Source organism: Microbulbifer sp. HZ11, assembly GCF_000708675.1.
GTDB lineage: Bacteria > Pseudomonadota > Gammaproteobacteria > Pseudomonadales > Cellvibrionaceae > Microbulbifer.
The window spans coordinates 1274329-1297214 of the sequence record NZ_JELR01000002.1 but is presented as its reverse complement, the minus strand read 5'-3'; the positions used below and the strand labels follow the sequence as shown (position 1 = coordinate 1297214).

General features: G+C 59.1%; 24 protein-coding genes. 14 read left to right on the top strand and 10 right to left on the bottom strand.

What is annotated here, in order from left to right:
• Positions 1 to 12: 12 nt before the first annotated feature.
• Entirely contained in the window at positions 13 to 1503 is a 1491-nt protein-coding gene (locus tag AU11_RS13075) for a YifB family Mg chelatase-like AAA ATPase (protein ID WP_043319771.1), read from the bottom strand.
• Positions 1504 to 1569: 66 nt separating this feature from the next.
• Positions 1570 to 1791 (bottom strand): accessory factor UbiK family protein, encoded by a 222-nt coding sequence (locus AU11_RS13070; protein ID WP_043320513.1) that lies wholly within the window; start codon positions 1789 to 1791, stop codon positions 1570 to 1572.
• A gap of 441 nt (positions 1792 to 2232) precedes the next feature.
• Between AU11_RS13070 and AU11_RS13065 the strand changes: the two genes are divergently transcribed.
• From AU11_RS13065 to AU11_RS13045, 5 genes are all read left to right on the top strand, one after another.
• Positions 2233 to 2961 (top strand): TorF family putative porin, encoded by a 729-nt coding sequence (locus tag AU11_RS13065; RefSeq protein ID WP_043319770.1) that lies wholly within the window; start codon positions 2233 to 2235, stop codon positions 2959 to 2961.
• A 56-nt stretch (positions 2962 to 3017) separates the two neighbouring features.
• Complete coding sequence (locus AU11_RS13060) at positions 3018 to 3356, top strand: P-II family nitrogen regulator (RefSeq protein WP_043319769.1); 339 nt, start codon at positions 3018 to 3020, stop codon at positions 3354 to 3356.
• Between the two features lie 91 nt (positions 3357 to 3447).
• Positions 3448 to 4707: an ammonium transporter gene (locus AU11_RS13055; RefSeq protein ID WP_043319768.1), complete on the top strand. Its 1260-nt coding sequence runs from the start codon at positions 3448 to 3450 to the stop codon at positions 4705 to 4707.
• A gap of 113 nt (positions 4708 to 4820) precedes the next feature.
• Positions 4821 to 5159: a P-II family nitrogen regulator gene (locus AU11_RS13050; RefSeq protein WP_043319767.1), complete on the top strand. Its 339-nt coding sequence runs from the start codon at positions 4821 to 4823 to the stop codon at positions 5157 to 5159.
• Between the two features lie 426 nt (positions 5160 to 5585).
• Entirely contained in the window at positions 5586 to 5798 is a 213-nt protein-coding gene (locus tag AU11_RS13045; protein WP_043319766.1) for a hypothetical protein, read from the top strand.
• A 214-nt stretch (positions 5799 to 6012) separates the two neighbouring features.
• Here AU11_RS13045 and AU11_RS13040 read toward each other — a convergent pair whose 3' ends face one another.
• From AU11_RS13040 to AU11_RS13025, 4 genes are all read right to left on the bottom strand, one after another.
• Positions 6013 to 6774 (bottom strand): DUF484 family protein, encoded by a 762-nt coding sequence (locus tag AU11_RS13040; RefSeq protein ID WP_081848107.1) that lies wholly within the window; start codon positions 6772 to 6774, stop codon positions 6013 to 6015.
• Positions 6775 to 6833: 59 nt separating this feature from the next.
• Positions 6834 to 7664: a diaminopimelate epimerase gene (gene dapF, locus AU11_RS13035; RefSeq protein ID WP_043319765.1), complete on the bottom strand. Its 831-nt coding sequence runs from the start codon at positions 7662 to 7664 to the stop codon at positions 6834 to 6836.
• Positions 7665 to 7780: 116 nt separating this feature from the next.
• Positions 7781 to 9034 carry a diaminopimelate decarboxylase gene (gene lysA, locus AU11_RS13030; protein ID WP_043319763.1) on the bottom strand — a complete coding sequence of 418 codons (1254 nt, stop codon included), beginning with the start codon at positions 9032 to 9034 and terminating at the stop codon, positions 7781 to 7783.
• Entirely contained in the window at positions 9031 to 9252 is a 222-nt protein-coding gene (locus AU11_RS13025; protein WP_231491904.1) for a lipoprotein, read from the bottom strand. Before AU11_RS13025 ends, lysA begins: the two co-directional genes overlap by 4 nt.
• A 146-nt stretch (positions 9253 to 9398) precedes the next feature.
• Here AU11_RS13025 and cyaY point away from each other — a divergent pair, with 146 nt between their 5' ends.
• Positions 9399 to 9731, top strand: a complete 333-nt coding sequence (gene cyaY, locus AU11_RS13020; RefSeq protein WP_043319761.1) for an iron donor protein CyaY — start codon at positions 9399 to 9401, stop codon at positions 9729 to 9731.
• Positions 9732 to 9788: 57 nt separating this feature from the next.
• Here cyaY and argH read toward each other — a convergent pair whose 3' ends face one another.
• Positions 9789 to 11210, bottom strand: coding sequence for an argininosuccinate lyase (argH, locus tag AU11_RS13015; RefSeq protein ID WP_043319760.1), 1422 nt, complete (start codon positions 11208 to 11210; stop codon positions 9789 to 9791).
• Between the two features lie 111 nt (positions 11211 to 11321).
• Here argH and AU11_RS13010 point away from each other — a divergent pair, with 111 nt between their 5' ends.
• Positions 11322 to 12599, top strand: coding sequence for a sensor histidine kinase (locus AU11_RS13010; protein ID WP_051687241.1), 1278 nt, complete (start codon positions 11322 to 11324; stop codon positions 12597 to 12599).
• Positions 12596 to 13378 (top strand): LytTR family DNA-binding domain-containing protein, encoded by a 783-nt coding sequence (locus tag AU11_RS13005; RefSeq protein ID WP_051687240.1) that lies wholly within the window; start codon positions 12596 to 12598, stop codon positions 13376 to 13378. Before AU11_RS13010 ends, AU11_RS13005 begins: the two co-directional genes overlap by 4 nt.
• A 26-nt stretch (positions 13379 to 13404) precedes the next feature.
• Here AU11_RS13005 and AU11_RS13000 read toward each other — a convergent pair whose 3' ends face one another.
• From AU11_RS13000 to AU11_RS12990, 3 genes are all read right to left on the bottom strand, one after another.
• Positions 13405 to 14022, bottom strand: coding sequence for a LysE family translocator (locus AU11_RS13000; protein ID WP_043319759.1), 618 nt, complete (start codon positions 14020 to 14022; stop codon positions 13405 to 13407).
• A gap of 24 nt (positions 14023 to 14046) precedes the next feature.
• A complete protein-coding gene (locus tag AU11_RS12995) occupies positions 14047 to 15195 on the bottom strand; it encodes a PilT/PilU family type 4a pilus ATPase (RefSeq protein ID WP_043319758.1) in 1149 nt (382 codons plus the stop codon).
• A gap of 133 nt (positions 15196 to 15328) precedes the next feature.
• Positions 15329 to 16363, bottom strand: coding sequence for a type IV pilus twitching motility protein PilT (locus tag AU11_RS12990; RefSeq protein WP_043319757.1), 1035 nt, complete (start codon positions 16361 to 16363; stop codon positions 15329 to 15331).
• 114 nt (positions 16364 to 16477) lie between these two features.
• Between AU11_RS12990 and AU11_RS12985 the strand changes: the two genes are divergently transcribed.
• The 6 genes from AU11_RS12985 (at position 16478) to metW (ending at position 22844) form a co-directional block, all read left to right on the top strand.
• A complete protein-coding gene (locus AU11_RS12985; protein ID WP_043319756.1) occupies positions 16478 to 17173 on the top strand; it encodes a YggS family pyridoxal phosphate-dependent enzyme in 696 nt (231 codons plus the stop codon).
• Between the two features lie 13 nt (positions 17174 to 17186).
• Complete coding sequence (gene proC / locus AU11_RS12980; protein ID WP_231491902.1) at positions 17187 to 18032, top strand: pyrroline-5-carboxylate reductase; 846 nt, start codon at positions 17187 to 17189, stop codon at positions 18030 to 18032.
• 24 nt (positions 18033 to 18056) lie between these two features.
• Entirely contained in the window at positions 18057 to 18662 is a 606-nt protein-coding gene (locus tag AU11_RS12975) for a YggT family protein (protein ID WP_043319755.1), read from the top strand.
• A 321-nt stretch (positions 18663 to 18983) separates the two neighbouring features.
• The gene (locus AU11_RS12970; RefSeq protein ID WP_043319754.1) at positions 18984 to 20951 is read left to right on the top strand and encodes a dynamin family protein; all 1968 of its coding nucleotides are present in this window, start codon (positions 18984 to 18986) and stop codon (positions 20949 to 20951) included.
• A 79-nt stretch (positions 20952 to 21030) separates the two neighbouring features.
• Entirely contained in the window at positions 21031 to 22254 is a 1224-nt protein-coding gene (locus AU11_RS12965; protein WP_051687239.1) for a homoserine O-acetyltransferase, read from the top strand.
• The gene (metW, locus tag AU11_RS12960; RefSeq protein WP_043320507.1) at positions 22254 to 22844 is read left to right on the top strand and encodes a methionine biosynthesis protein MetW; all 591 of its coding nucleotides are present in this window, start codon (positions 22254 to 22256) and stop codon (positions 22842 to 22844) included. Before AU11_RS12965 ends, metW begins: the two co-directional genes overlap by 1 nt.
• Positions 22845 to 22886 lie beyond the last annotated feature (42 nt).

The window sequence follows — 22886 nt, the reverse complement described above, 5'->3', positions numbered from 1 at the left end:
CAGAGTACAGTGCTAGGCCGGCACGATAGGTTTACGATCCAGGTTGCGATAGGCCAGGGCTTCGGCGATCTGGCCTGTGCCAATCTCTTTCTGCTGATTCAAATCCGCTAGGGTGCGTGCAACTTTCAATACGCGGTGGTAGCTCCGCGCAGACAGGCCGAGTTTTTCCACCGACGCACGAAGTAAAGCACTTTCTGTTTTACCCAGCCGGCAGTGTTCATCCAGTTCGCGGCCCTGCAGTTCTCCGTTAATTTTCCCCTGGCGCTGCTGCTGGATTGCCCGCGCCGTGCGCACCCGCTCCCGCACCACCGCTGACTTCTCCCCGGCCGGGGCTTCCTGCAACTGTGCCGCGCTCATACTTGCCACTTCCACCTGCATATCAATGCGATCCAATAGCGGCCCGGACAGTTTGTTGCGGTAGCGGTCGATCTGATCCGGAGTGCAGCGACAGCGGGATTCGCCCAGATAGCCACAGGGGCAGGGGTTCATCGCGGCCACTAGTTGGAAGTCCGCAGGGAAGGTGACCTGGGCGCGTGCACGGGAAATGCGTACCTCGCCGTTCTCCAGCGGTTCCCGCAAAATTTCCAAAGCAGAGCGGGGAAATTCTGGCATTTCATCGAGAAACAGCACGCCGCGGTGCGCCAGGCTGATCTCCCCCGGGCGAGGGTTGCTGCCGCCGCCCACCAGAGCGGTGGGGGAGGCGGAGTGGTGGGGCGCGCGAAATGGGCGCTGGCGAATGCGGCTAAGCCCGGCGCTGGAATAGAGCGCGGCTACTTCAATCAGCTCACGCTCCGTCAATGGCGGCAGGATGCCCGGTAGGCGGCTGGCGAGCATGGTCTTTCCTGTTCCCGGTGGACCGTAAAAAAGCAGATTGTGGCTACCTGCGGCGGCGACCTCCAGCGCCCGCCGCGCCTTGAGCTGGCCGCGCACGTCCGCCAGATCGGCACAGAGCACTTCATCCTGGGTATCGTCCACCAGGGCGTCGGGCAGCGGTTCGCGCCCGTGTAGCTGGGCGCACACCTGCAACAGGCTGGACGCGGCTTTTACTGGCGCCTTGATCAGCGCCGCCTCGGCGGCGGACTCGGACGCGATCACCAGGGTGCGTCCGCTGTCGCCACAGGCGATGGCCGCGGGCAGGGCGCCGGGAATGGGGCGCAGGCTGCCCGAAAGCGCCAGTTCACCAATAAATTCAAACTGCTCGAGGGTTTCCCCCGGGATTTGGCCGGAGGCGGCCAGCACACCGAGGGCTATGGCGAGATCGTAGCGTCCGCCGGCCTTGGGTAAGTCTGCCGGGGCCAGATTGACGGTGATTCGCCGCTGCGGAAATTCGAAGTGGCTGTTGATGATGGCGCTGCGCACCCGGTCGCGGCTCTCGCGCACTGCGGCTTCCGGCAGGCCGACGATATTGAACGCGGGCAAACCGTTGGCCAGGTGGATTTCAACGGTTACCAGTGGCGCTTCCACGCCAAGTTGGGCGCGGGCAAAGGTAATGGATAGGCTCACTTTTTCTTCCCTGAAAAATAGTCTTCCGTGATGTGTTGTTTTTCACGCGTTGTCGCGCGCTCGCGGTCAGTCGCCGAGCCTGACTTCCAGTTCGCGCACTTGCGCTTCCAGCAGCGCGAGCTTCTCTTCTGCCCGGGCGAGCTTGGCCGCTTGGGTGTCGAATTCCCGCTGGCTTACCAGGGGCAATTTGCCCAGCGCCACTTCCAGGGCATCCCGCAGATCTGAGGTGATAACTGCCCCTTGTTGTTGCAGTTCATCGAGTAACTGTTGCAATTTTTCCGCTGCCAAGCGCAATTCTCCACTACGAAAACCCATTTCAATAGCGGTAAATAGTACCGCAGCCGGGTTTGACCACCAAGGCGTGAACAGTGTGCGCTGTATTGGTTCGCGCCTAGGTGGGCCTCACCACAAAAGTGCCCGCTTGCGGTGCAGGTTCCAAATTGGTGCGCACTGTAATCGGGCAGGGGCGCCGGTGACAGTCTTGGCAAGCCCGTGAATTCCCCTTCGAAACCCGCCTAAGTCGTTGAATTCCCGACGCCTTTTCAAAGTTGGCACCATCTCTGCAAGTACCCCTGTGCAAATCGCCCTGGCAATGCAGGCAGGGGATAGGTCTTCAGTGAAGTGCCTGGGCGAGTGCGGCGAGTGCCGTATCCCCGGCGAAGTCGAAGCCGCAATAAATAAAAAAAACCAAGACGAGTACTTCACACAGAGATCTAGGAGAACCAAAAAGTGGATTTTAATTTCAATAAAAAAGTTGCAGCGATCGTTTCCGGTAGCGTGCTGGCGATGGCTATTTCCAGTGCGGCTACTGCGGAAGATTCTGGCCCCAGTTTCAGTGCAAACGTTGGCGTGGTAAGTGACTATCGCTTCCGCGGTATTTCCCAAACCGACACTGGTCCGGCCATTCAGGGCGGTGTGGACCTCGACCTGGGCAACGGTGTGTACCTGGGTACCTGGGCTTCTCAGGTTGACTTTGCCTACGGCGCTGATGAAACCAAATTTGAGCAGGATTTCTACGGCGGTTACGCCGGAGAAACTGCTGGTGGCGTTGGCTATGACGTTGGCTACATCTATTACGCCTACCACGGCAGTGACTGGGATGAAGACTACCAGGAAGTTTACGGCAGCCTGAGCTTCGGCGATGCCTCCGTAGGCTTTGCCTACTCTGACGACTACTGGCTGCAAAGCGGTGCTTTTTACTATCTGAGTGCCGGCTACTCCTTCGCCCTGGCCAACGATATTTCTCTGGACCTGAGCGCCGGCCTCAACCTGTTTGACGAAGAAGTTTTCCTGGATGGATCTGATTCCTACATCGACTACTCCGTCTCTGTCGGCAAGGAGTTTGGCGGTCTCGCGCTGAGTGCTTCTCTGGTCGGAACCGATGTAAGCGACAAGGAGTGTTTCTACACCGACTGGTGTGAGCCAACCGTACTGGCTGGTGCTTCTTACAGCTGGTAACAGCAAAACGCATTGAGCCCACCTTTGTGTGGGCTCTCATATTTAGGGGGGAGACCATGAAACTGGTAACCGCAGTCATCAAACCATTCAAGCTCGACGCAGTGCGCGATGCGCTGGCAGAAGCCGGCGTCAGTGGTATTACCGTGAGCGAAGTCAAAGGTTTTGGGCGGCAGAAAGGGCATACCGAGCTCTATCGCGGAGCGGAGTATGTGGTGGATTTTCTGCCCAAAACCATGTTGCAGATCGCCGTTGAAGACAGCCAGGTCGACGCCGTGCTGGAAGCCATCGGCACTGCAGCGCAAAGCGGCAAGATCGGCGACGGCAAGATTTTTGTTGCAAACCTTGAGCAGGCAATCCGTATTCGCACCGGTGAGACCGGCGCGGAAGCGATCTAATTAATAGAACAGATTGCCAGAACGATTCTTTGATCAATAGACAATAACTGCCGGGGCGACTCGGGATAGTTTGGGTTAAACGGAGCGAAAAATGGAAAATCAAATTTTTCAATTGCAGTACGCAATTGATACATTTTATTTCCTAGTGTGTGGTGCACTGGTCATGTGGATGGCGGCAGGCTTTGCCATGCTGGAAGCTGGCCTGGTGCGTTCTAAAAACACCACAGAAATTCTTACTAAAAACGTAGCGCTGTTTGCGATCGCGTGCACCATGTATCTGGTCTGCGGCTACGCCATCATGTACGACGGCGGCTGGTTGCTGAGCGGCATCGAAGCCTTCGACCTCGAGGGTGTTCTCACTGCATCCGCAGAAAACGGTTTCGAAGGTGACTCCGTTTACTCCGGTGCTTCCGACTTCTTCTTCCAGGTTGTGTTTGTCGCCACCGCAATGTCCATCGTTTCCGGTGCCGTTGCCGAGCGTATGCGCCTGTGGAGCTTCCTGGTGTTTGCCGTTGTGATGACTGGCTTCATCTACCCGATGGAAGGTTCCTGGACTTGGGGCGGTGCGGAAGTATTCGGCCTGTACAACCTGGGCGACCTGGGCTTCTCCGACTTTGCCGGTTCCGGCATCGTGCACATGGCGGGTGCTGCTGCCGCTCTGGCTGGCGTTCTGCTGCTGGGCGCACGTAAAGGCAAATACGGCCCGAACGGCGAAATCTACGCCATCCCCGGTGCCAATCTGCCGCTGGCGACGCTGGGTACCTTCATCCTGTGGATGGGCTGGTTCGGCTTCAACGGCGGTTCCGTGCTGAAACTGGGCGATGCAGCCAACGCGCACTCTGTTGCCATGGTATTCCTGAACACCAACGCCGCTGCCGCGGGTGGTGCTGTCGCCGCTCTGATTACCGGCCGTATCCTGTTCGGCAAAGCCGACCTGACCATGCTGCTGAACGGCGCACTGGCTGGCCTGGTAGCGATCACCGCTGAGCCTTCTACCCCGACTGCCCTGCAGGCAACCCTGTTCGGCGCCCTGGGTGGCATCCTGGTGGTCTTCTCCATCCTCACTCTGGACAAGCTGAAGATCGACGATCCTGTTGGCGCCATCTCCGTGCACGGTGTGGTTGGTCTGCTGGGTCTGCTGCTGGTACCGGTGACCAACGACGGCTCCTCTTTCAGCGGTCAGCTGATCGGCGCAGCCACCATCTTCGTGTGGGTATTCGCCGCCTCCTTCGCGGTCTGGTATGCCCTGAAGCTCATCACCGGTATCCGTGTTACCGAAGAAGAAGAGCAGCAAGGTGTTGACTTGGCCGAGTGCGGAATGGAAGCTTATCCGGAATTTATGAGCAAATAAGCGCTCATAGGTAGCCGCCAGTGTCGGGACCACTCCCCGCTGGCGGTAAAATAATCTTCCGGTACCGGTTTTCGGGCCGGTACCCGCAAGAACCATAATCAGGGGATAAGCGAATGAAATTGATTACGGCTGTGGTTAAGCCATTCAAACTGGACGACGTGCGCACCGCACTGTCCGAAGTCGGCGTGCAGGGCATGACCGTGACCGAGGTGAAGGGCTTCGGCCGTCAGAAGGGTCACACCGAACTGTACCGTGGCGCCGAATACGTGGTGGATTTTCTGCCCAAGGTAAAACTGGAACTGGCGGTGGACGACAGCATGGTCGACAGCGCCGTTGAAGCCATTACCAAAGCGGCACAGACCGGTAAAATCGGTGACGGTAAAATCTTTATCACTGCGCTCGAAGAAGTTATCCGTATTCGTACCGGGGAAACCGGCAGCGAAGCGGTCTGATCAAAGAATCGGACACAGTGTTTTCTAAGCCCCGCTCTGCGGGGCTTTTTTGTGCCCGGAATAAATCGCTCGGTGGACTCAGGTTTCAAGGCGTGAAAAGGCTCTCTATCTCGAGTGTGACGTCAAAAGTGTGGCGCCCAAAAAAGCATAACCAACAGCAATAAATCGGGTAAAAACCGCACAAAAAAACTCTACCGGAAATGGGAACCTTTTCTGGCAGCCTGGTTGGACACTGCCTATAAATATTTCGCCGCAGGAAATCTTCTGCCCGGCGGATTTTATTTGCCGTTTTCTCGGTGGCTGATGTTTTAGCGACTGTGAAAAGTGAATGGGCCGCCGGTGGAACAGGATGTTCGTTAGAGACTTGCTGCGGCAGCAGGGGTATTCCCTCTGTAACAAGGGGTATCAAGTTACAGGGTAAATGACATGAAAGACGACCAGTCCAGTGCTCGAGTGAAAGACACCGAGGATTTTGCAGAAGAGCGCACGCTTTCCTCCCGCCAGCGGGCCCGCAGCCAACTGAGTGCCGAAGTCGAGGCTTTCCTCGCCAGAGGCGGCGCCATCGATGAGGTGGCACCGGATGTAACTGCAGACCCTCCGCGCAAGCCGCAGCCGAAGTACGGTAGCCGGCCTATCTAGTCTTGAGCGACTAGGCGCGCTGAACGAAGGAAAACACTGGGTGCCGGCACCGCCGGCAGGACGAGGGAATCGAACGGTAGTGTTCCACCAGGAAAGCCACCCGTAGATCGAATGCGTCACCCCGGCAAATGCCGGGGTCCAGTTCCCCTCCGCCCCCGCCACGCCCGATACCCGGGCATCTTCAAAAAAACCGAGCGGCAATGATCAATGGAGATCAGCTGCGTGCCAGCAGATCCGGTAGCAGTCGTTCGAGTACTTCTCCGATATACGACAGGAACATGGTGCCGAGGCTGGAGCGGTAATGATTGGGGTCACTGGAGCCGACCGCCAGGATACCCAGCTGGTCCGCCAGCGGGACCACCGCCGCAGAGGCCACCTTGTCCGCCCCGTCGCCGAACAGATAAGCGGTCTCTGAAGGACGCAGGGTGCCGCACACGGTGCGACCGTTGCGCAGAATGGAACCTATGGCGCTTTCCGCGCTGGTGCGTGAACTGCTGCGTACGGCACCGAGCTTGCTGCTGGAACCGGGCAGGGGGCCGAACAGGGTGAGGGCGGTAGTCTCGACCTGAAAATCTTCTTTAAAGCTTTTTAACAGTGCGTTGCCGGCTTCAGCAACGGTGCGCGCTTCCAGCAGTGCCAACACCAGCTGGCGGCTGTGGGTAAACAGCTGATCATTTTCCCGTGCGGCCTGCAGCAGCTGGTCGAGGCGCTGGCGCATCTCTATGTTGCGCTCGCGCAGCAGGTTGGTCTGGTGGGTCATCAGCGACACGGTCTTACCGGATTCCCTGGGAAGCTGGATGGTTTCCAGCAGCTCCATGTTCTCGGCAAAGAAGGTGGGGTTCTGGATCAGGTAGCGGGCCACCTGTCGCGAAAGCAGCTTCTTGTTGCGCTGGTTTTCGCTGTCGGCGGCTTCCTGGCGGTCCAAGTTGGCCTCGACTTCGCTATCGAGCAGGGGGGCATCGCTGTGATCGGTCATGGTCCGGGTCGTTATCTGGTTATCTGGGTGCGCTCGGTCGGCTGTTGCTAAGCAGAGCCTCAGAGCACGATCTGTCCGTGATATACCGCCGCAGTGGGCCCGGTCATGGTAACCGGCTCGCCGGGTCCCGGCCAGTGGATCGTCAGGGTGCCACCGGGGAGGGTGATCTGCAGCTCCTCGTCCACCAGGCCGCGCAGGCGCGCAGAGACCATGGCGGCACAGGCACCGGTGCCGCAGGCACGGGTCTCACCCACGCCCCGTTCAAATACCCGAAGGCACGCTTTGCCGCGATCCTCGATCTGCAGGAAGCCCACGTTCACCCTGGCGGGAAAGCGCGGGTGGCACTCGATGGCGGCGCCAAGGGTTTCCACCGGCGCCTTGGTGACATCTTCCACCAGCAGTACCGCGTGGGGGTTGCCCATGGACACGGCGCCGACGTTGTACATCTCGCCGTCGACTTCCAGCGGGTAGCTTTCGGCCTGAATGTCCGCCTGAAAGGGTACTTTGGCGGGCTCCAGAATCGGCTCACCCATATCCACGCTCACCTGGTCTTTCTCGCCCACTTTCAGCTCAAGAATACCGGCAGCGGTTTCCACCAGGATCTGCTCCTTGCTGGTCAGGCGGCGGTCGCGCACAAAGCGCGCAAAACAGCGGGCGCCGTTACCGCAGTTCTCCACTTCGCTGCCGTCCGCGTTGTAGATGCGGTAACGGAAGTCGACGTCCGGATTACGCGGGGCTTCCACCAGCAACAGCTGATCGCACCCGATGCCGGTGTGGCGGTCGGCGATCTGGCGAACCTTCTCCGGTGACAGCTTCACCCGCTGGGTGATGCCGTCGACCATGACAAAGTCGTTGCCGAGGCCGTGCATTTTGGTGAATTTAAGCCGCATTCTGTTTCTCTTGTTGGTGGATGCGCTTGCGCTTATCCACCCTACACCTAATTCCAAGCCATCCCGCAGGGTGGATCCGCAAAGCGCATCCACCAAACGAGCTCAATCCTTTTCTGTCAGTCCCTGGCCGGTACCGTAGTCTCGCCGCGCACCAGGTCCGCCAGGGTCTCCCGCGCGCGCACCAGGTAGGTCTTGTCCCCGTCCACCAGTACTTCCGCGGCGCGAGTGCGGGAGTTGTAGTTGGAGCTCATGGTAAACCCGTAGGCGCCAGCGGATAACATGGCCAGTAGCTGACCCTGCTCCAGTGCCAGCGGGCGGTGTTTGCCGAGGAAATCGCCGGTCTCGCACACCGGGCCGACAATATCCCAGCTCTCAGTGTCGCCATTGGACGGGGTGACCGCAACGATATCCTGCCACGCCTGGTATAGCGCCGGGCGCAGGTTGTCGTTCATGGCGGCGTCGACGATGGCAAAGTTGTGCTCGTCGGTGCGCTTCAGGTATTCCACCCGGGTCAGCAGGGCACCGCCGTTGGCGGCGATGGAGCGGCCCGGTTCCAGCACTAGGGCCAGATCGCGGCCGGCAAGTTTTTCCTTCACCGCGCCGAGGTAGTCGCTCACTTCCGGCGGTTCTTCACCGCGGTAGCGCACACCGAGACCGCCGCCCAGGTCCAGGTGCTTGAGTTTGGTGCCATCTTCGGCCAGCTCGTCGATCAGCGCCAGCAGGCGGTCGAGGGCGTCGAGGAAAGGGGAGATCTCGGTGAGCTGGGAGCCGATATGGCAGTCCACACCCACCGCATTGAGGCTCTCGGAAGCGGCAATGCGTGCGTACACCGCGCGGGCACGCTCGATGGCGATGCCGAACTTGTTCTCTTTCAGGCCTGTGGAAATATACGGGTGGGTCATGGCGTCCACATCCGGGTTCACCCGCAGGGATACCGGTGCGGTGACGCCCATCTCGGCGGCCACTGCTTCCAGCCGGTCGAGCTCGCCTTCGGATTCCACATTGAAACAATGCACGCCGACAGACAGCGCGCGGCGCATTTCATCGGCGGTCTTGCCCACGCCGGAAAATACGACTTTGCTGGGATCACCGCCGGCCATCAGTACCCGTTCCAGCTCACCGGCGGAGACGATATCGAAACCGGCACCCAGCTGTGCCAGCACCGACAGGATGCCGAGGTTGCTGTTGGCCTTGATGGCGTAGCAGATCAGGCCAGGATGATCGCCCAGGGCGTCGGCATAGGCCTGGTACTGGCGCTCGTAGTGGGCGCGGCTGTAGACGTAAGTGGGGGTGCCGAACTGCTCGGCAATCTGTTCCAGGCTTACGCCCTCGGCCCACAGGCTTCCCTGCTGGTAGGAGAATTCGCTCATTTGGTTACTGCTTCTGCTTCCGTGTGTTGCTCGGTTTGCTGTTCGGATTCCGTTTCGTCCTGACTGCTTTGTGGTGTCTGCACCGCCCCGGGTTGGCCGTGGCTGTGGATGCCGCTGGTGCTTGAACTCGTTGAGGGTGATGCGGGATCCTGAGGCAGGTAGAGAGGGCCCTTCTGGCCACAGGCGACTAACATCAAGGCGGCGGAGAGGGCGGCCATAAGAGTGACCTGTGAGATCATGGGTGTGCGCATCGGGGACTGCCTTGGCTATATCTGCCGCATTCAAGCGGGACGAGAAGACCGGAAAAGCCTGCTAGTATAGCGACCCGAGCTTCCCAACAACACAGTAACAGTAGTAACGACCCATGACCCAGGCCGATTCCCAGCCCGCATACAATGCCGCTATCGAAGAAACCCTGATTGCCGTCGAGGATGCCCTCGACAACTGCGATGTGGATATGGATTACGAGCGATCGGACTCGGTGTTGACCATCACGCTTGAAGATAATGGCACCCAGGTAATCCTGTCCCGCCAGAGTGCGGTGCAAGAGTTATGGGTCGCTGCGCGTTCTGGTGGTTATCACCTGAAATTCGAGATGCCTGGCTGGAAATGTACAACCACCGGTGAAGACCTGCCGACCCTGTTGGATCGGGTGTTGAGCGAGCAGCAGGGAGCGGCCGTTTCTCTCGGCCTATAAGTCTTAATTGTCATCCCGGAGTTGAGCCGGGCGTTGCCCGGCCTAATCCACGAAAACTTAGCGCGAAGCAATCAGCTTGCGGGCACGCTCGCAGGCAGCCCGCACCTGAGTCGGCGCAGTGCCGCCAATATGATCCCGGGCGGCGACGGAGCCTTCCAGGGTCAGCACGTCGAATACATCCTCCCCGATCACATCGGAAAACTTCTGCAATTCTTCCAGACTGAGATCCGCCAGATCGCAGTCCTTTTCAATGGCAAATGCCACGGACTGGCCAACAATCTCGTGGGCATCGCGGAAGGCCACGCCTTTGCGCACCAGGTAATCCGCCAGGTCGGTGGCGGTGGAGAAGCCCTTGCCGGCGGCAGCGAGCATATTTTCTTTCTTCGGCTTCAGTGCCGGCGCCATATCCGCGAAGGCGCGCAGGCAGTCCAGTACGGTATCGGCGGCGTCGAACAGCGGTTCTTTGTCTTCCTGGTTGTCCTTGTTGTAGGCCAGCGGCTGGCTCTTCATCAGGGTCAGCAGGGCAATCAGGTGGCCATTCACGCGGCCGGTCTTGCCGCGGACCAGTTCCGGCACGTCCGGGTTTTTCTTCTGCGGCATGATGGAGGAGCCGGTGCAGAAGCGATCGGGCAGGTCGATAAAGTCGAACTGGCTGGAGGTCCACAGCACCAGTTCTTCACTGGCGCGGCTCAGGTGCGTCAGCAGCAGGGCGCTGAAGGCGCAGAATTCGATGGCGAAGTCGCGGTCGCTGACGGAATCCAGGGAGTTCTCGGTGGGGGCGTCAAAGCCCAGCAGCTCGGCGGTGCGCGCGCGATTGATCGGGTAGCTGGTGCCGGCCAGCGCGGCGGCACCTAATGGCGAGCGATTAACGCGCTTGCGGCAGTCCATCAGGCGTTCGTAATCCCGGGTCAGCATCTCGTTCCAGGCCAGCAGGTGATGGCCGAAGGTGACCGGCTGCGCGGATTGCAGGTGGGTGAAACCCGGCATGATGGTATCCGCTTCCCGCTCGGCCAGGTCTACCAGGCCGGTCTGCAGGCGGGTTAGCTCAGAGGCTATCTGGTCGATGCGGTTGCGCAGCCACAGGCGGATATCGGTGGCCACCTGATCGTTGCGGGAGCGGCCGGTGTGCAGCTTCTTGCCGGTGGCACCGATGCGGTCGGTCAGCCGCGCCTCGATGTTCATATGCACGTCTTCCAGCGCTACGGACCAGGGGAATTCACCGGCCTTGATCTCCTCGGCGATGTCCTTGAGGCCACCCTCGATCTGCTTGAACTCGTCCCCGGTCAGTACACCCACTTCCGACAGCATCTGCGCGTGGGCCAGAGAGCCCTGTATGTCTTCCAGTGCCATGCGTTGGTCAAACATCACCGAGGCAGTAAAGCGCTCCACGAACGCATCGGTGGCTTCACTGAAGCGGCCGCCCCACAGCTTGGCTGCGGGGTTCTGTGCGGTATTTGCGGAGGAGTTATCGTTGCTCATGCTGCCTCTGGTCGAATGTGACTGGGTTTGTGAATGGTGATGTGGAAGTCGATCCGGGATGGCGGTATCTTCTTTGCCTAGTTGGCAGGTCCAGAATAAAGATAACGTGGTATGACATCTTCCCGGCCCGCGCAAGCGGCGGGCATTATAGCGCAGCAAATTCGCGAAATTGCCCCCAATGGCAAAGATTCTGCGCGTCTGGGCTCCGGGAACTCCCTCATCGAGGATGCTCATCACGACTCTCCTCACTTCCTCCCGGACCTGTGCAGCGTGACCGGTGTGGCTGCGCTAGTGTTGATGGGTGAATTGCTGGCGCTGGTGCTGGTGCTTGCCACCGACGGACTGGCGCCGTTTAACTGGCAGCGTCTGGGACTGGTATCCCTCACCGTGCAGTGGGCGGTACTGCCGTCTGCCGCGATCCTGTGCCGTATGCGTCCCATTCTGGCGCGTCTTTCCCACAAGGTTGCGGCGGCGCTCAGCTATTCCACGGTGCTCGCGGTCTTGCTTGGGGTGCTTGTAGCTCAGCACTGGTGGGCTGCGGATATGACCGGTATGCCGATCGCCTGGCTGTCGCTATTGGCCAACTTCCTGGTCGGCGCAATCTGTGCGGGAGTGGTACTGCGTTACGCCTATGTGCAGCAGCAGTTGCACAACCAGCAGCAGGCGGAGCTCGGCGCCCGTATCGAAGCCCTGCAATCCCGTATCCGCCCGCACTTTCTGTTCAACAGTATGAACAGCCTCGCCAGCCTGATCGCGGTGGATCCGGAGCGCGCGGAAAAACTGGTGGAAGATCTCTGCGTATTGTTTCGCGCATCCCTGGCAGACTCCAAAATGGTACCGCTGGAGCAGGAAATTTCGCTGGCGAAACATTACCTGGAAATTGAGTCCCTGCGACTCGGTGATCGCCTGCAGCAATCCTGGCAGGTGGATGATTTTTCCGGGCCTGCGGAGTTGCCTTCAATGCTATTGCAGCCATTGCTGGAAAATGCGGTGCTGCACGGTGTCGCGCGTTTGCGTCGCGGTGGCACCATTGAAGTTTCCATCCGTGAAAATATTGTCCCGAGTAAATTCGGTCGTCGTCAAAATGTCATTGGCAGAGAGTCCCGCGAACTGCTATTGTCGATTCATAATCCTATTGCAGAGTCTGACGGAAAAACTGGGACGGAAAACAACCGTAATGTCCATGTGGACCATGTTCATTCGGGAAATGGAATGGCGATGGAAAATATTCGCCAGCGTCTCAGTGCGTTTTACGGTGAGCGCTTCCACTTTATTGCGGAAAAGCGTGAAGAAAAATATGTCGTAGAAATACGGCTACCGTTAAACGCCCGTGCAGAAGCCAGAACAACTGAGCCAGTCGCAGTGCGTTCAGTGGAGGTGGTTGGATGAGTACTCTCGATGGTTCCCTTGAGAGTACCGCTGAACGTCCGCTGGGTGTTCTGATCGTCGATGACGAGCCGCTGGCGCGGGCCAGATTGGCCCGACAGTTGCAAACTATTCATGGTTGCCAACTGCTGGGAGAAGCTGCCGATGGGGAAAGCGCGTTACAACAGCTGGATTCACTCGACCCGGACCTGTTGTTACTGGATATCGAAATGCCCGGAGAAAACGGGCTCCAACTCGCCACCCAAATCACCAACCGACCCAACCCGCCTGCGATCATATTCTGCACCGCCCACGATGAGTTTGCGCTCCCTGCCTTTGCGGTTGCTCCATCGGGTTACCTGCTCAAGCCCGTCAATGTGGAACAACTGGCACAGGCGATTGCCCAGGCGCGAAGACTGAGCAAACCACAACTGCTGCAAGCCGAACCGAAATCATCACCTGCCAGCGGCGGCCGCCGCCAGATAAAAGCGGTGAGCCGCCGCGGTGTGCAATTGATTGACGTGGAAGATATCCGCTGCTTTATCGCCGAAGACAAATACGTCATCGCCCATCACTCTGGTGGCGAAACGGTGCTGGATGAATCCCTCAAGGAACTGGAAGCAGAATTCGGCGAGCGCTTTGTGCGTGTACATCGCGGCGCGATTGTTGCAGTGGAGTATATTACCGGCCTGCGCAAGCAGGCATCGGGGACGGTGGTCACGCTCGGTGGTACCGAGCAGACGCCTCCGGTATCCCGTCGTCTGCTTGGGCAGGTGAAAGCCTTGCTGGAAGAATTGGCCTGATATAAATGGAGGCCATCGCTATCGGTTTACAGGCTGCGCAAAACCATCCACAGGCCACTACCCACCAGTAACGCCCCGCCCACCTTATTGAGCGCTTCTCCTGCGCCGCGCTGCTGTACGCGAGAGTGTGCGTGCACCGTAATCCACGCGTATATCAGCATCACACCAACCACACTGACTGTCGTGATGGCAAAAATGATCACCATGTCAGTAAGCGTGATTTCCGCCAGTGGCAGAAACGCGGGGAAGAAACTGAGGTAGAAAAGAATCGCTTTGGGATTCCCGAGGGTGATGGTCAGTCCGATCAACACACTGGAGGTCAGTGAATTTGTCGACGTGGGTGCGACCTTGGTCTTCGTAGACTGCGCCCGCAACAGGCTGATCCCCAGCCAGATCAGGTAGGCCGCGCCGAGATACTGGATGGTGGTAAATACACTCCCCATCATATCCGCGACATAGGCGAGGCCCGAAAGGCACAGGGCGATAAAAATATAATCACCGAAAACGATGCCAATCGACGTAGCCACACCATGCGGCATGCCACCACTGGCCGAGCGCGCCATCACCGCAAAGATCCCGGGGCCGGGAATGGCAGCCAGCACGACCATGGCGCTGAACAGGGCGAGGGCACTCAGTAGTGTCAAAGCGGTACCTCTTCGGGGGAACGATCAATAGATCTGCGGGCCGCTGCCAGTATCGGTGTCGCTGGCGAGGCTCAGTCCGTCGGCGGCGCTGTTGAGGTACTCGGCGTCGGATTCGGATTTGAGCTTGATCATCAGGCGCAGGTCGTTGGCAGAGTCCGCGTGGGCGAGGGCGTCTTCGTAGGTGATTTCGCCGCGGTCGTAGAGCTCGTACAGGGCCTGGTCGAAGGTCTGCATGCCCTGCTCGGTGGAGCGCTTCATCAACTCTTTCATTTTGTGCACCTCGCCCTTGCGGATCAGGTCCGACATCAGCGGGGTGTTGATCATGATCTCGAGACAGGCGCGGCGGCCGTCGCCGTCCGGGGTGGGTACCAGCTGCTGGGCGACCATGGCCTGCAGGTTCAGCGACAGGTCCATCCACAGCTGCTGGTGACGGTCGGCCGGGAAGAAGTGGATGATCCGGTCCAGCGCCTGGTTGGCGTTGTTGGCGTGCAGGGTGCAAAGGCACAGGTGGCCGGTTTCGGCGAAGGCGATAGCGTGGTCCATGGTTTCCCGCGAGCGCACCTCACCAATCAGGATTACGTCCGGCGCCTGACGCAGGGTGTTTTTCAGGGCGGTCTCGAACGAGTCGGTATCCAGGCCCACTTCGCGTTGGGTAACGATGCAGCCGCGGTGCTGGTGGATAAATTCGATGGGGTCCTCGATGGAGATGATGTGTCCCTTCGAGTTCTCGTTGCGGTGGCCGATCATGGACGCCAGTGAGGTGGATTTACCGGTACCGGTCGCACCCACAAAGATGATCAGGCCGCGCTTGGTCATGGCCAGCTCTTTGAGCTGCTCCGGCAGGCCGAGGCCGTCGATGGTGGGGATCTTGGTTTCGATACGACGCAGCACCATACCCACCAGGTTGCGCTGGAAGAAGGCGGATACCCGGAAGCGGCCGACGTTGCGCAGGGAGATGGCGAAGTTGAGTTCTTTGCTCTCTGCGAATTCTTTTTTCTGGCGGTCGTTCATGATACCCACGACCATTTCCCGGGCTTTTTCCGGGGTCAGGGGGGTGGAGGTCACCGGGACGATTTTGCCGTGCAGTTTGATGGACGCGGGTACACCGGCGGTGATGAACAGGTCAGACGCGCCTTTTTCGGTGACCAGTTGTAGGAGTCGTTCGATTTCCATTTTTATTACCGCCTGGGGTAGTCGTTTTCTTCGAATCGTATGTGTTTACTTCGTAGCACTGGATCCCGGATCGAGTCCGGGATGACCAGGCTTTGTCATCCCGGCCTTGAGCCGGGATCCAGCTTGCGGAGGTTTAGAAATTCTCCGGCATTTTCGCTTTTTCGCGCGCGACTTCGCGGCTGATGATGCGCTTCTCGACCAGGTCCTGCAGGCACTGGTCCATGGTCTGCATGCCCACGTTGGCACCGGTCTGGATGGCGGAGTACATCTGCGCGATTTTATCTTCGCGAATCAGGTTACGAATCGCCGGGGTGCCGCGCATGATCTCGTGGGCGGCGACACGGCCGCCGCCGTTGCGTTTGAGCAGGGTCTGGGAGATTACTGCCTGCAGGGACTCCGACAGCATGGAACGCACCATAGCTTTTTCTTCCGCGGGGAACACGTCCACAACACGGTCGATGGTTTTGGCCGCGGAGGTGGTGTGCAGGGTGCCGAATACCAGGTGGCCGGTTTCCGCGGCGGTGAGCGCCAGGCGGATGGTCTCGAGGTCCCGCATCTCACCCACGAGGATGATGTCCGGGTCTTCACGCAGTGCCGAGCGCAGGGCTTCAGAGAAGCCGTGAGTGTCGCGGTGTACTTCCCGTTGGTTCACCAGACACTTTTTGGATTCGTGCACGAATTCGATGGGGTCCTCTACGGTGAGGATGTGCTCGTACTTATTGTCGTTGATGTAGTCGATCATGGCCGCGAGTGAGGTGGACTTACCGGAGCCGGTAGGGCCCGTCACCAGCACCAGGCCGCGCGGGGTGTCGGAGATCTGCTTGAACACCTGGCCCATGCCCAGGTCTTCCATGGTGAGAACCTTGGAGGGAATGGTCCGGAATACCGCACCGGCACCGCGGTTGTGGTTGAACGCGTTCACACGGAAGCGGGCCACACCGGGCACCTCGAAGGAGAAGTCGGTCTCCAGGAACTCTTCGTAGTCCTTGCGCTGCTTGTCGTTCATGATCTCGTAGATCAGACCGTGCACCTGCTTGTGCTCCATGGGCGGCAGGTTGATACGGCGCACGTCGCCGTCCACCCGGATCATCGGCGGCAGGCCCGCGGAGAGGTGCAAGTCGGAGGCGTTCTGTTTGGCGCTGAAGGCGAGGAGTTCTGTAATGTCCATACTGCTACCCTTTATTCTTCTCTTACGCTGCTCTCGTTGTGATATGACCGTCGATATGACGTGCGGGCAATGAGCGCATAGAATGCCCGCCGAGCAAAAGTTGGGTCCCAGTATATGCGCAAAGGGTCAATCCCCGAAAACCTCAATTCCGTCACTGAGCGGATCGTCACAGCCTGCAGTAGTTGTGACCGGCAGGCCGATACTGTCACTCTGCTGGCGGTGTCCAAAACCCGCCCCGCGGAAGACCTGCGAGTGGCCTACAACGCCGGCCAGCGCCACTTTGGCGAGAATTACCTGCAGGAGGCGCTGGAGAAACAGGAGGCGCTGGAAGACTGCGAGATCACCTGGCACTTCATTGGCCCGCTGCAATCCAACAAAACCCGCGATGTGGCGGAGCACTTTCACTGGCTGCACTCCCTGGAGCGGTTAAAAATCGCACGGCGATTATCTGAGCAGCGCCCGGCACATCTGCCGCCGCTGAATGTGTGCCTGCAGGTGAATATTGACGGTGAGGACAGCAAGTCCGGGGTCAGCCCGGAAAAGTTGCCGGAACTGGCGGCTGCGGTGGCGGCACTGCCCAACCTGCAGCTGCGCGGTTTGATGGCGATCCCCGCCCCCCGCAGCGCTCTGGACGACCAGCGCACGCCTTTTATACAGCTGGCAGGCTTGCTGGAAGATCTCAGGGCGCAGCTGCCGGAGCGGCCGCTGGACACCCTGTCCATGGGCATGTCCGGGGATATGGAGGCGGCGATCTTCAGTGGTGCCACCATTGTCCGTATTGGCACCGATATTTTTGGGGCACGGAAATAATTCAGAGGAGCTTATGGCTGACCAACAAAACGCATCTGATCACAAAATGGTCTTTATCGGCGGCGCCGGCAATATGGCGGGTGCGGTGATCGGTGGCATGGTGGCCAGTGGCTACCCCGCCGACAAGATTGTCGCCACCGGCCGCAACGAGCAGAAGCTGAAAGACTTCTGCAAGCGCACCGGCGTCCACGGCAGCACCGACAATCTGGCGGCGATTGAGGGCGCCGATGTGGTGGTGCTGTCGGTCAAGCCACAGGTGATGAAGGAAATGTGCGAGGCGCTTGCGGAAAAAGTAAGTGTTCACAAACCCCTGGTGATCACCCTGGCGGCTGGAATCCCACTGGCGGCCTATCAGCGCTGGCTGGGTGCCGGTGTGCCGATCGTGCGCGCCATGCCGAACACCCCGGCGCTGGTGGGCACCGGTGTGACCGGCCTGTATGCCGGAGATGGTGTCACCGATGAGCACAAGTCCGTGGTCACCCAGATGGCCGATGCGGTGGGTATTGCCCTGTGGGTGGAGCAGGAATCCGGCATCGATCAGGTTATCGCGGTGTCCGGTTCCGGCCCCGCGTACTATTTTCAGTTTATGGAATCCATGATCGACGCGGCGGAGAAAGCCGGCATGGACCGCGCGGATGCCGAGCGCCTTACCTTGCAAACCGCACTGGGCGCGGCGAAACTTGCGGTGGCCGCGGATGTGGATGTGGCGCAGTTAAAGCGCAACGTCATGTCGCCGAATGGGACCACCGAGCGCGCGGTAAAACGTTTTCAGGAGGGTGGCCTGCCACAACTGGTGGAGCAGGCCATGAGCGATTGCGCGGCGCGTGCCGCGGAAATGGCGAAAGAACTCGACAAATAACAGGCTGCAAAGAAAGGACGTTTGATGGTCAACACCTTCAGCAATATCGGCGTATTTATTCTCGCCACTATCGGGATTCTGTTTCTGTTTGCGGTGCTGCTGCGCTTTATGCTGCAGCTGGCGCGGGCGGATTTCTACAATCCGATTTCCCAGGGCATCGTCAAGGTCACCAATCCATTACTGCGTCCACTTCGCAAAATCGTACCGGGGTTGTTTGGCATTGATATGGCCTCCCTGGTGCTGGCGCTGCTGGTTGCCTGGGTGATGATTATCGGTGCGGGTTTCCTCGCCGGTGCCGGTATGCTCAACCCGCTGAGCGCACTGTTGTGGGCATTCCTCGGTGTGCTGATGACGCTGATCGCCATCCTGTTTGTGGGCATGCTGATCTCCATCGTGGTCAGCTGGATTGCCCCGCAGAGCTCTCATCCCGCGCTGATGTTGCTGCGCCAGCTGCTGGAGCCGGTTTACGCGCCGGTGCGCAAGGTGATCCCGCCGCTGGGGGTGATCGATATCAGCCCGATTTTTGTCTTTATCCTGCTGACGGTTGTGGATAAGTTGCTGGTTGGGTTCGCGCAAAGCGCGAATATGCCGCAGCTGGTGTACAACCTGTTCTGGCACATCCCCTTCTAAGAATCACCGCAGAGCTACTGCGCAAGCCTGTGGCGAATCCGGCGGTGCTATTGGTGCTCATGTACTGCGTGTACATTCCGCTCAATGCGCTCCGACGAATCCACCACAGGCTTGCTCGCTACGCTCTGCAGCGATTCTTATTGCACTCCTCAGAACTGTCTTAACTGTCACCTTTTTCGCTTCCCGCTCACTCCCCTTCTTTATTTCTTCTTTCTCTGTCTATCCAGTTCGCGAAATTGCGGTGTCAGGCTTTAACTCCATGGCGGCTTGCTGGAAAATGGCTGTCAAATCCGTAAGTAGTACCAACAAGAACTTATAAACATGGAAGATGCGACCTTGCGCCAGCACATTGCCGATTACGACCGTTGGAAGAAGGGGCTTGATACCCAGTTCAACCGGTTCAGCCACTGGTTGGAAGAACACTTCCCCAACTCCGCCGGCGCCCGGCAGGTGGTTCAGCAGGCGCGCCAGTTGCTGGTGGAAGATCAGTTTACCGTGGCGCTCGTGGGCGAGTTCTCCCGTGGCAAGACCGAGCTGATCAACGCGCTGTTGTCACACACTTACGGCAAGCGCCTGCTGCCCTCGCGCCCCGGTCGCACCACCATGTGCCCTACGGAAATCTTCAGCGATGGCACCGAACAGGCCTCCGTGCGCCTGCTACCCATCGAAACTCTGGCGACCAATACCAGCCTCGAGAGTTTCCGCCGCATCCCGCAGAAGTGGGTCAATTTCGACTTTGACCCGGACGACGCCGATGCCACCCGCGACGCGTTGATGAAGGTCGCCGCCACCAAAGCGGTAACCCCGGAAGAGGCCGCCCGCTACGGTTTCGATCGCCGCCATCTCGATGGCAACGGCAACCTGGTACAGATTCCCGCCTGGCGCTACGCGCTGATTTCACTGCCGCACCCGCTGTTGGCCCAGGGCCTGCGGATTATCGACACCCCCGGGCTGAATGCCCTTGGCAACGAGCCGGAACTGACCCTGTCCACCCTGCCAGGTTCTCAGGCGGTGGCCTTCCTGCTCTCCGCGGACGCCGGTGTCAGCGGTACCGACCTGAATATGTGGGAAACCCACCTGGTGCCACTGAAAGAACACCGCGGTACCGCGGTCATGGCGCTGCTGAACAAAATTGATGTGCTGTGGGATGACCCGGACGAAGATGCGGACCAGATGCTGCGCAAAATGCGTGCGGAAGTGAGCAAGCTCCTCGCGCTGCCGCAGGAAAATGTAGTGGGGGTCTCTGCGAAAAAAGCCCTGCTGGCGCGCGCCGAACGGGATCCGGTGATGCTGCAGCAAAGCCGTTTCGGCGACTTTGAAAAACTGCTGGTGCAGCGCCTGATGGAGCATCGCGACAAGGTCGCCAACCATCGCTCCCTGCACCAGGCCCTGACCCTGATGGCGGATACCCGCGATCTGCTCAAGCGCCGCCTCAACAGTGGCCGCGCAACTCTCGAGCACCTTAAGCGCCACGGTGCCACCAGTCCGGATCAGGTCGAAGAGCTGAAACAGCTGCATTCCACCGCCAAGGAGCAGCACAAATACTGTCACCAGGAACTGCTGACCCTGAAATCCAGTCAGCGCATGCTCGCCCGCCAGCGCGCCTCTCTGCTGGCTCCGGTTTCCAGTCAGCAGCTACAGCAATTGATCGATGAAACCCGCAGAGCGCTCAACGAGCGCTGGTCTCCCCTCGGTCTCGCCCGCGCCATCGACGGCTTTATGGGTGGCGTGGAACACCAGCTGGGCAATCTCGAGCGTGAAGTGGATCAGGCCAACCGCCTCGTCGACGCCATCTACGACCGCTCCACTCTGAGCAATATCATCTCCGCCGAACAGCATTTCGACATCGCCGGCTTCCGTGCCGCCCTGCGCGGCCTGCACCGCCAGGCGGCGCAGCTGCGTCGCTCGCCACAATTGCTGCTGGCCCGCCGCAATCGCCTCACCGAGCGCTTTGTGGCAACTCTCGCCAATGAGGTGGGCCGCATGTATAGCCAGATGATCTCGTCTGTGGATGGTTGGCTCGAACAGGTTCTGGAACCATTGAAACAGCATGTTCAGTACCAGAAGCACCTGCTCAACCGCCACTTGATCAAGCTCACCGAGCTTAAACAGAAAACCCAGAGCAAACGCACCGACCTGCGTGCACTGGAAGAAGAGCTGGTACGCAACCACAGTGCACTCGGTGCGCTGGAAGACCTGCTCAAGCACACCCACGCAGCCCCCCAGCCAATTCCACCGGCACCGGTTGCGAACAACGTGACTCCACTGAAAGCCCCGGCGACCACCTAAGTGCGTCTGTAGTAATACGGATGGGCGGTGTACTACCGCCCCCAGCTTTCGTAAACTTGGCGCCCCGCCCAGTAACCACATGCGAAAGATTTTGACCACGGAAGCGCACACTCCCCAAGCAGGAAAACCGGCAGGATTGCCCGCAAACTCTGTCGGCATCGTCGAGCCGAAAAGCCACACCTTCCCCGGCCCGTTCAAACTGGCCTGTGGCCGTGTACTCGATGAATACACTCTGGTGTATGAAACCTATGGCACCCTCAACGCCGATAAAAGCAACGGCGTACTGATCTGCCACGCGCTCTCCGGCCACCATCACGCCGCCGGTTACCACAGCGAAAGCGACAAGCGCCCCGGCTGGTGGGATCACTATATCGGCCCCGGCAAGCCCATCGACACCAACAAATTCTTTGTGGTCGCGGTCAACAACCTCGGCGGCTGCCATGGTTCCACCGGCCCGTCTTCCGTCAATCCGCAAACCGGTAAACCTTGGGGTCCGGATTTCCCGCCACTGCGTGCGCGGGACTGGGTCCACAGTCAGGCACAGCTGGCGGATTTGCTCGGCATCCAGCAGTGGGCCGCAGTGGTCGGCGGCAGCCTCGGTGGGATGCAGGCCATGCGCTGGTCCCTGGAGTACCCGGACCGGTTGCGTCACTGTGTGGTAATCGCCTCGGCGATGAAGCTGTCCGCACAGAATATTGCGTTCAACGAAACCGCCCGTCAGGCCATCACCTCGGACCCGGATTTTCGCGATGGCCGCTATCTGGAAGAGGAAACTCTGCCACGCCACGGTCTCTCGGTGGCGCGGATGATCGGGCATATCACTTATCTGTCCGACGACGGGTTGGGGAAAAAATTTGGCCGCGAGCTGCGCTCCGGTACTTTTGAGCAGGGCGTGGAAGAACTGGTGGAATTTCAGGTGCAAAGTTATCTGCGCTATCAGGGCGATACCTTTTCCGGTAGCTTCGATCCGAACACCTACATTCTGATGACCCGCGCACTGGATTATTTTGACCTGGCGCGGGAATACAACGACGACCCGGTGGAAGCGTTTTCCCACGCACGCTGCAAATTCATGCTGGTTTCGTTCACCTCGGACTGGCGTTTCGCCCCCGAGCGCTCGCGGGAGATTGTCGATGCGCTGATGCACGCAAATATTCCCGTGACTTACGCAGAGGTGGAATCTCCCATGGGGCACGACGCCTTTCTGCTACCCAATGAGCGCTACGAAAAGTTTTTCTCGGCCTATATGAATAATGTCGCCCGCGAACACAGTGCAGAGATTACCAGTGGGGTGGCCAAATGATTCGTCAGGACCTGGATATCATCTACGACTGGGTACCGGAACAATCCCGCGTGCTCGACCTTGGTTGTGGCGATGGCACCCTGCTTGAGCGGTTGACCAGAGAAAAACAGGTCAGCGGTTACGGCCTAGAAATTGATCCGAAGCAGATTCAGAAGTGCGTCGAGCGCGGTGTGAATGTGGTGGAGCAAAACCTGGACAACGGCCTGAAAAATTTTGCCGACCACAGTTTCGATACCGTGGTGATGACCCAGGCACTGCAGACCCTGCGTTTCCCACACCTGGTAGTGGAGGAAATGCTGCGGGTAGGGCGGGAGTGTATTATCACCTTCCCGAACTTCGGCCAGTGGAAGGCGCGCTGGCACCTGGCGGTGTCCGGTCGTATGCCAGTGTCGGACTTATTACCCTACGAATGGTACGACACGCCCAATATTCACTTTTGTACTTTCAAAGATTTTGAAGTGCTCTGTCGGGAGCACCGCTGGAAAATACTGCACCGGCAGGTGGTCTCAGAATCCCCAGTATCCGGGGTTTTGAAGGATTTTTTGCCGAATCTCTTCGGTGAAACAGCGATTTACCATCTGACTCGCTAATATTGGTAGCAGAAGGTTGTTTCTGGCGCCGCCGAGAAACCA

Excerpts from the sequence above, each read along its gene's own strand:
- AU11_RS13060 (WP_043319769.1), top strand. The coding sequence starts at position 3,018 with ATGAAACTGGTAACCGCAGTCATCAAACCATTCAAGCTCGACGCAGTG.
- AU11_RS13055 (WP_043319768.1), top strand. The coding sequence starts at position 3,448 with ATGGAAAATCAAATTTTTCAATTGCAGTACGCAATTGATACATTTTAT.
- AU11_RS13050 (WP_043319767.1), top strand. The coding sequence starts at position 4,821 with ATGAAATTGATTACGGCTGTGGTTAAGCCATTCAAACTGGACGACGTG.
- AU11_RS13045 (WP_043319766.1), top strand. The coding sequence starts at position 5,586 with ATGAAAGACGACCAGTCCAGTGCTCGAGTGAAAGACACCGAGGATTTT.
- AU11_RS13040 (WP_081848107.1), bottom strand. The coding sequence starts at position 6,774 with ATGACCGATCACAGCGATGCCCCCCTGCTCGATAGCGAAGTCGAGGCC.
- dapF (WP_043319765.1), bottom strand. The coding sequence starts at position 7,664 with ATGCGGCTTAAATTCACCAAAATGCACGGCCTCGGCAACGACTTTGTC.
- lysA (WP_043319763.1), bottom strand. The coding sequence starts at position 9,034 with ATGAGCGAATTCTCCTACCAGCAGGGAAGCCTGTGGGCCGAGGGCGTA.
- AU11_RS13025 (WP_231491904.1), bottom strand. The coding sequence starts at position 9,252 with ATGGCCGCCCTCTCCGCCGCCTTGATGTTAGTCGCCTGTGGCCAGAAG.
- cyaY (WP_043319761.1), top strand. The coding sequence starts at position 9,399 with ATGACCCAGGCCGATTCCCAGCCCGCATACAATGCCGCTATCGAAGAA.
- argH (WP_043319760.1), bottom strand. The coding sequence starts at position 11,210 with ATGAGCAACGATAACTCCTCCGCAAATACCGCACAGAACCCCGCAGCC.
- AU11_RS13010 (WP_051687241.1), top strand. The coding sequence starts at position 11,322 with ATGACATCTTCCCGGCCCGCGCAAGCGGCGGGCATTATAGCGCAGCAA.
- AU11_RS13005 (WP_051687240.1), top strand. The coding sequence starts at position 12,596 with ATGAGTACTCTCGATGGTTCCCTTGAGAGTACCGCTGAACGTCCGCTG.
- AU11_RS12995 (WP_043319758.1), bottom strand. The coding sequence starts at position 15,195 with ATGGAAATCGAACGACTCCTACAACTGGTCACCGAAAAAGGCGCGTCT.
- AU11_RS12990 (WP_043319757.1), bottom strand. The coding sequence starts at position 16,363 with ATGGACATTACAGAACTCCTCGCCTTCAGCGCCAAACAGAACGCCTCC.
- AU11_RS12985 (WP_043319756.1), top strand. The coding sequence starts at position 16,478 with ATGCGCAAAGGGTCAATCCCCGAAAACCTCAATTCCGTCACTGAGCGG.
- proC (WP_231491902.1), top strand. The coding sequence starts at position 17,187 with ATGGCTGACCAACAAAACGCATCTGATCACAAAATGGTCTTTATCGGC.
- AU11_RS12975 (WP_043319755.1), top strand. The coding sequence starts at position 18,057 with ATGGTCAACACCTTCAGCAATATCGGCGTATTTATTCTCGCCACTATC.
- AU11_RS12970 (WP_043319754.1), top strand. The coding sequence starts at position 18,984 with ATGGAAGATGCGACCTTGCGCCAGCACATTGCCGATTACGACCGTTGG.
- AU11_RS12965 (WP_051687239.1), top strand. The coding sequence starts at position 21,031 with ATGCGAAAGATTTTGACCACGGAAGCGCACACTCCCCAAGCAGGAAAA.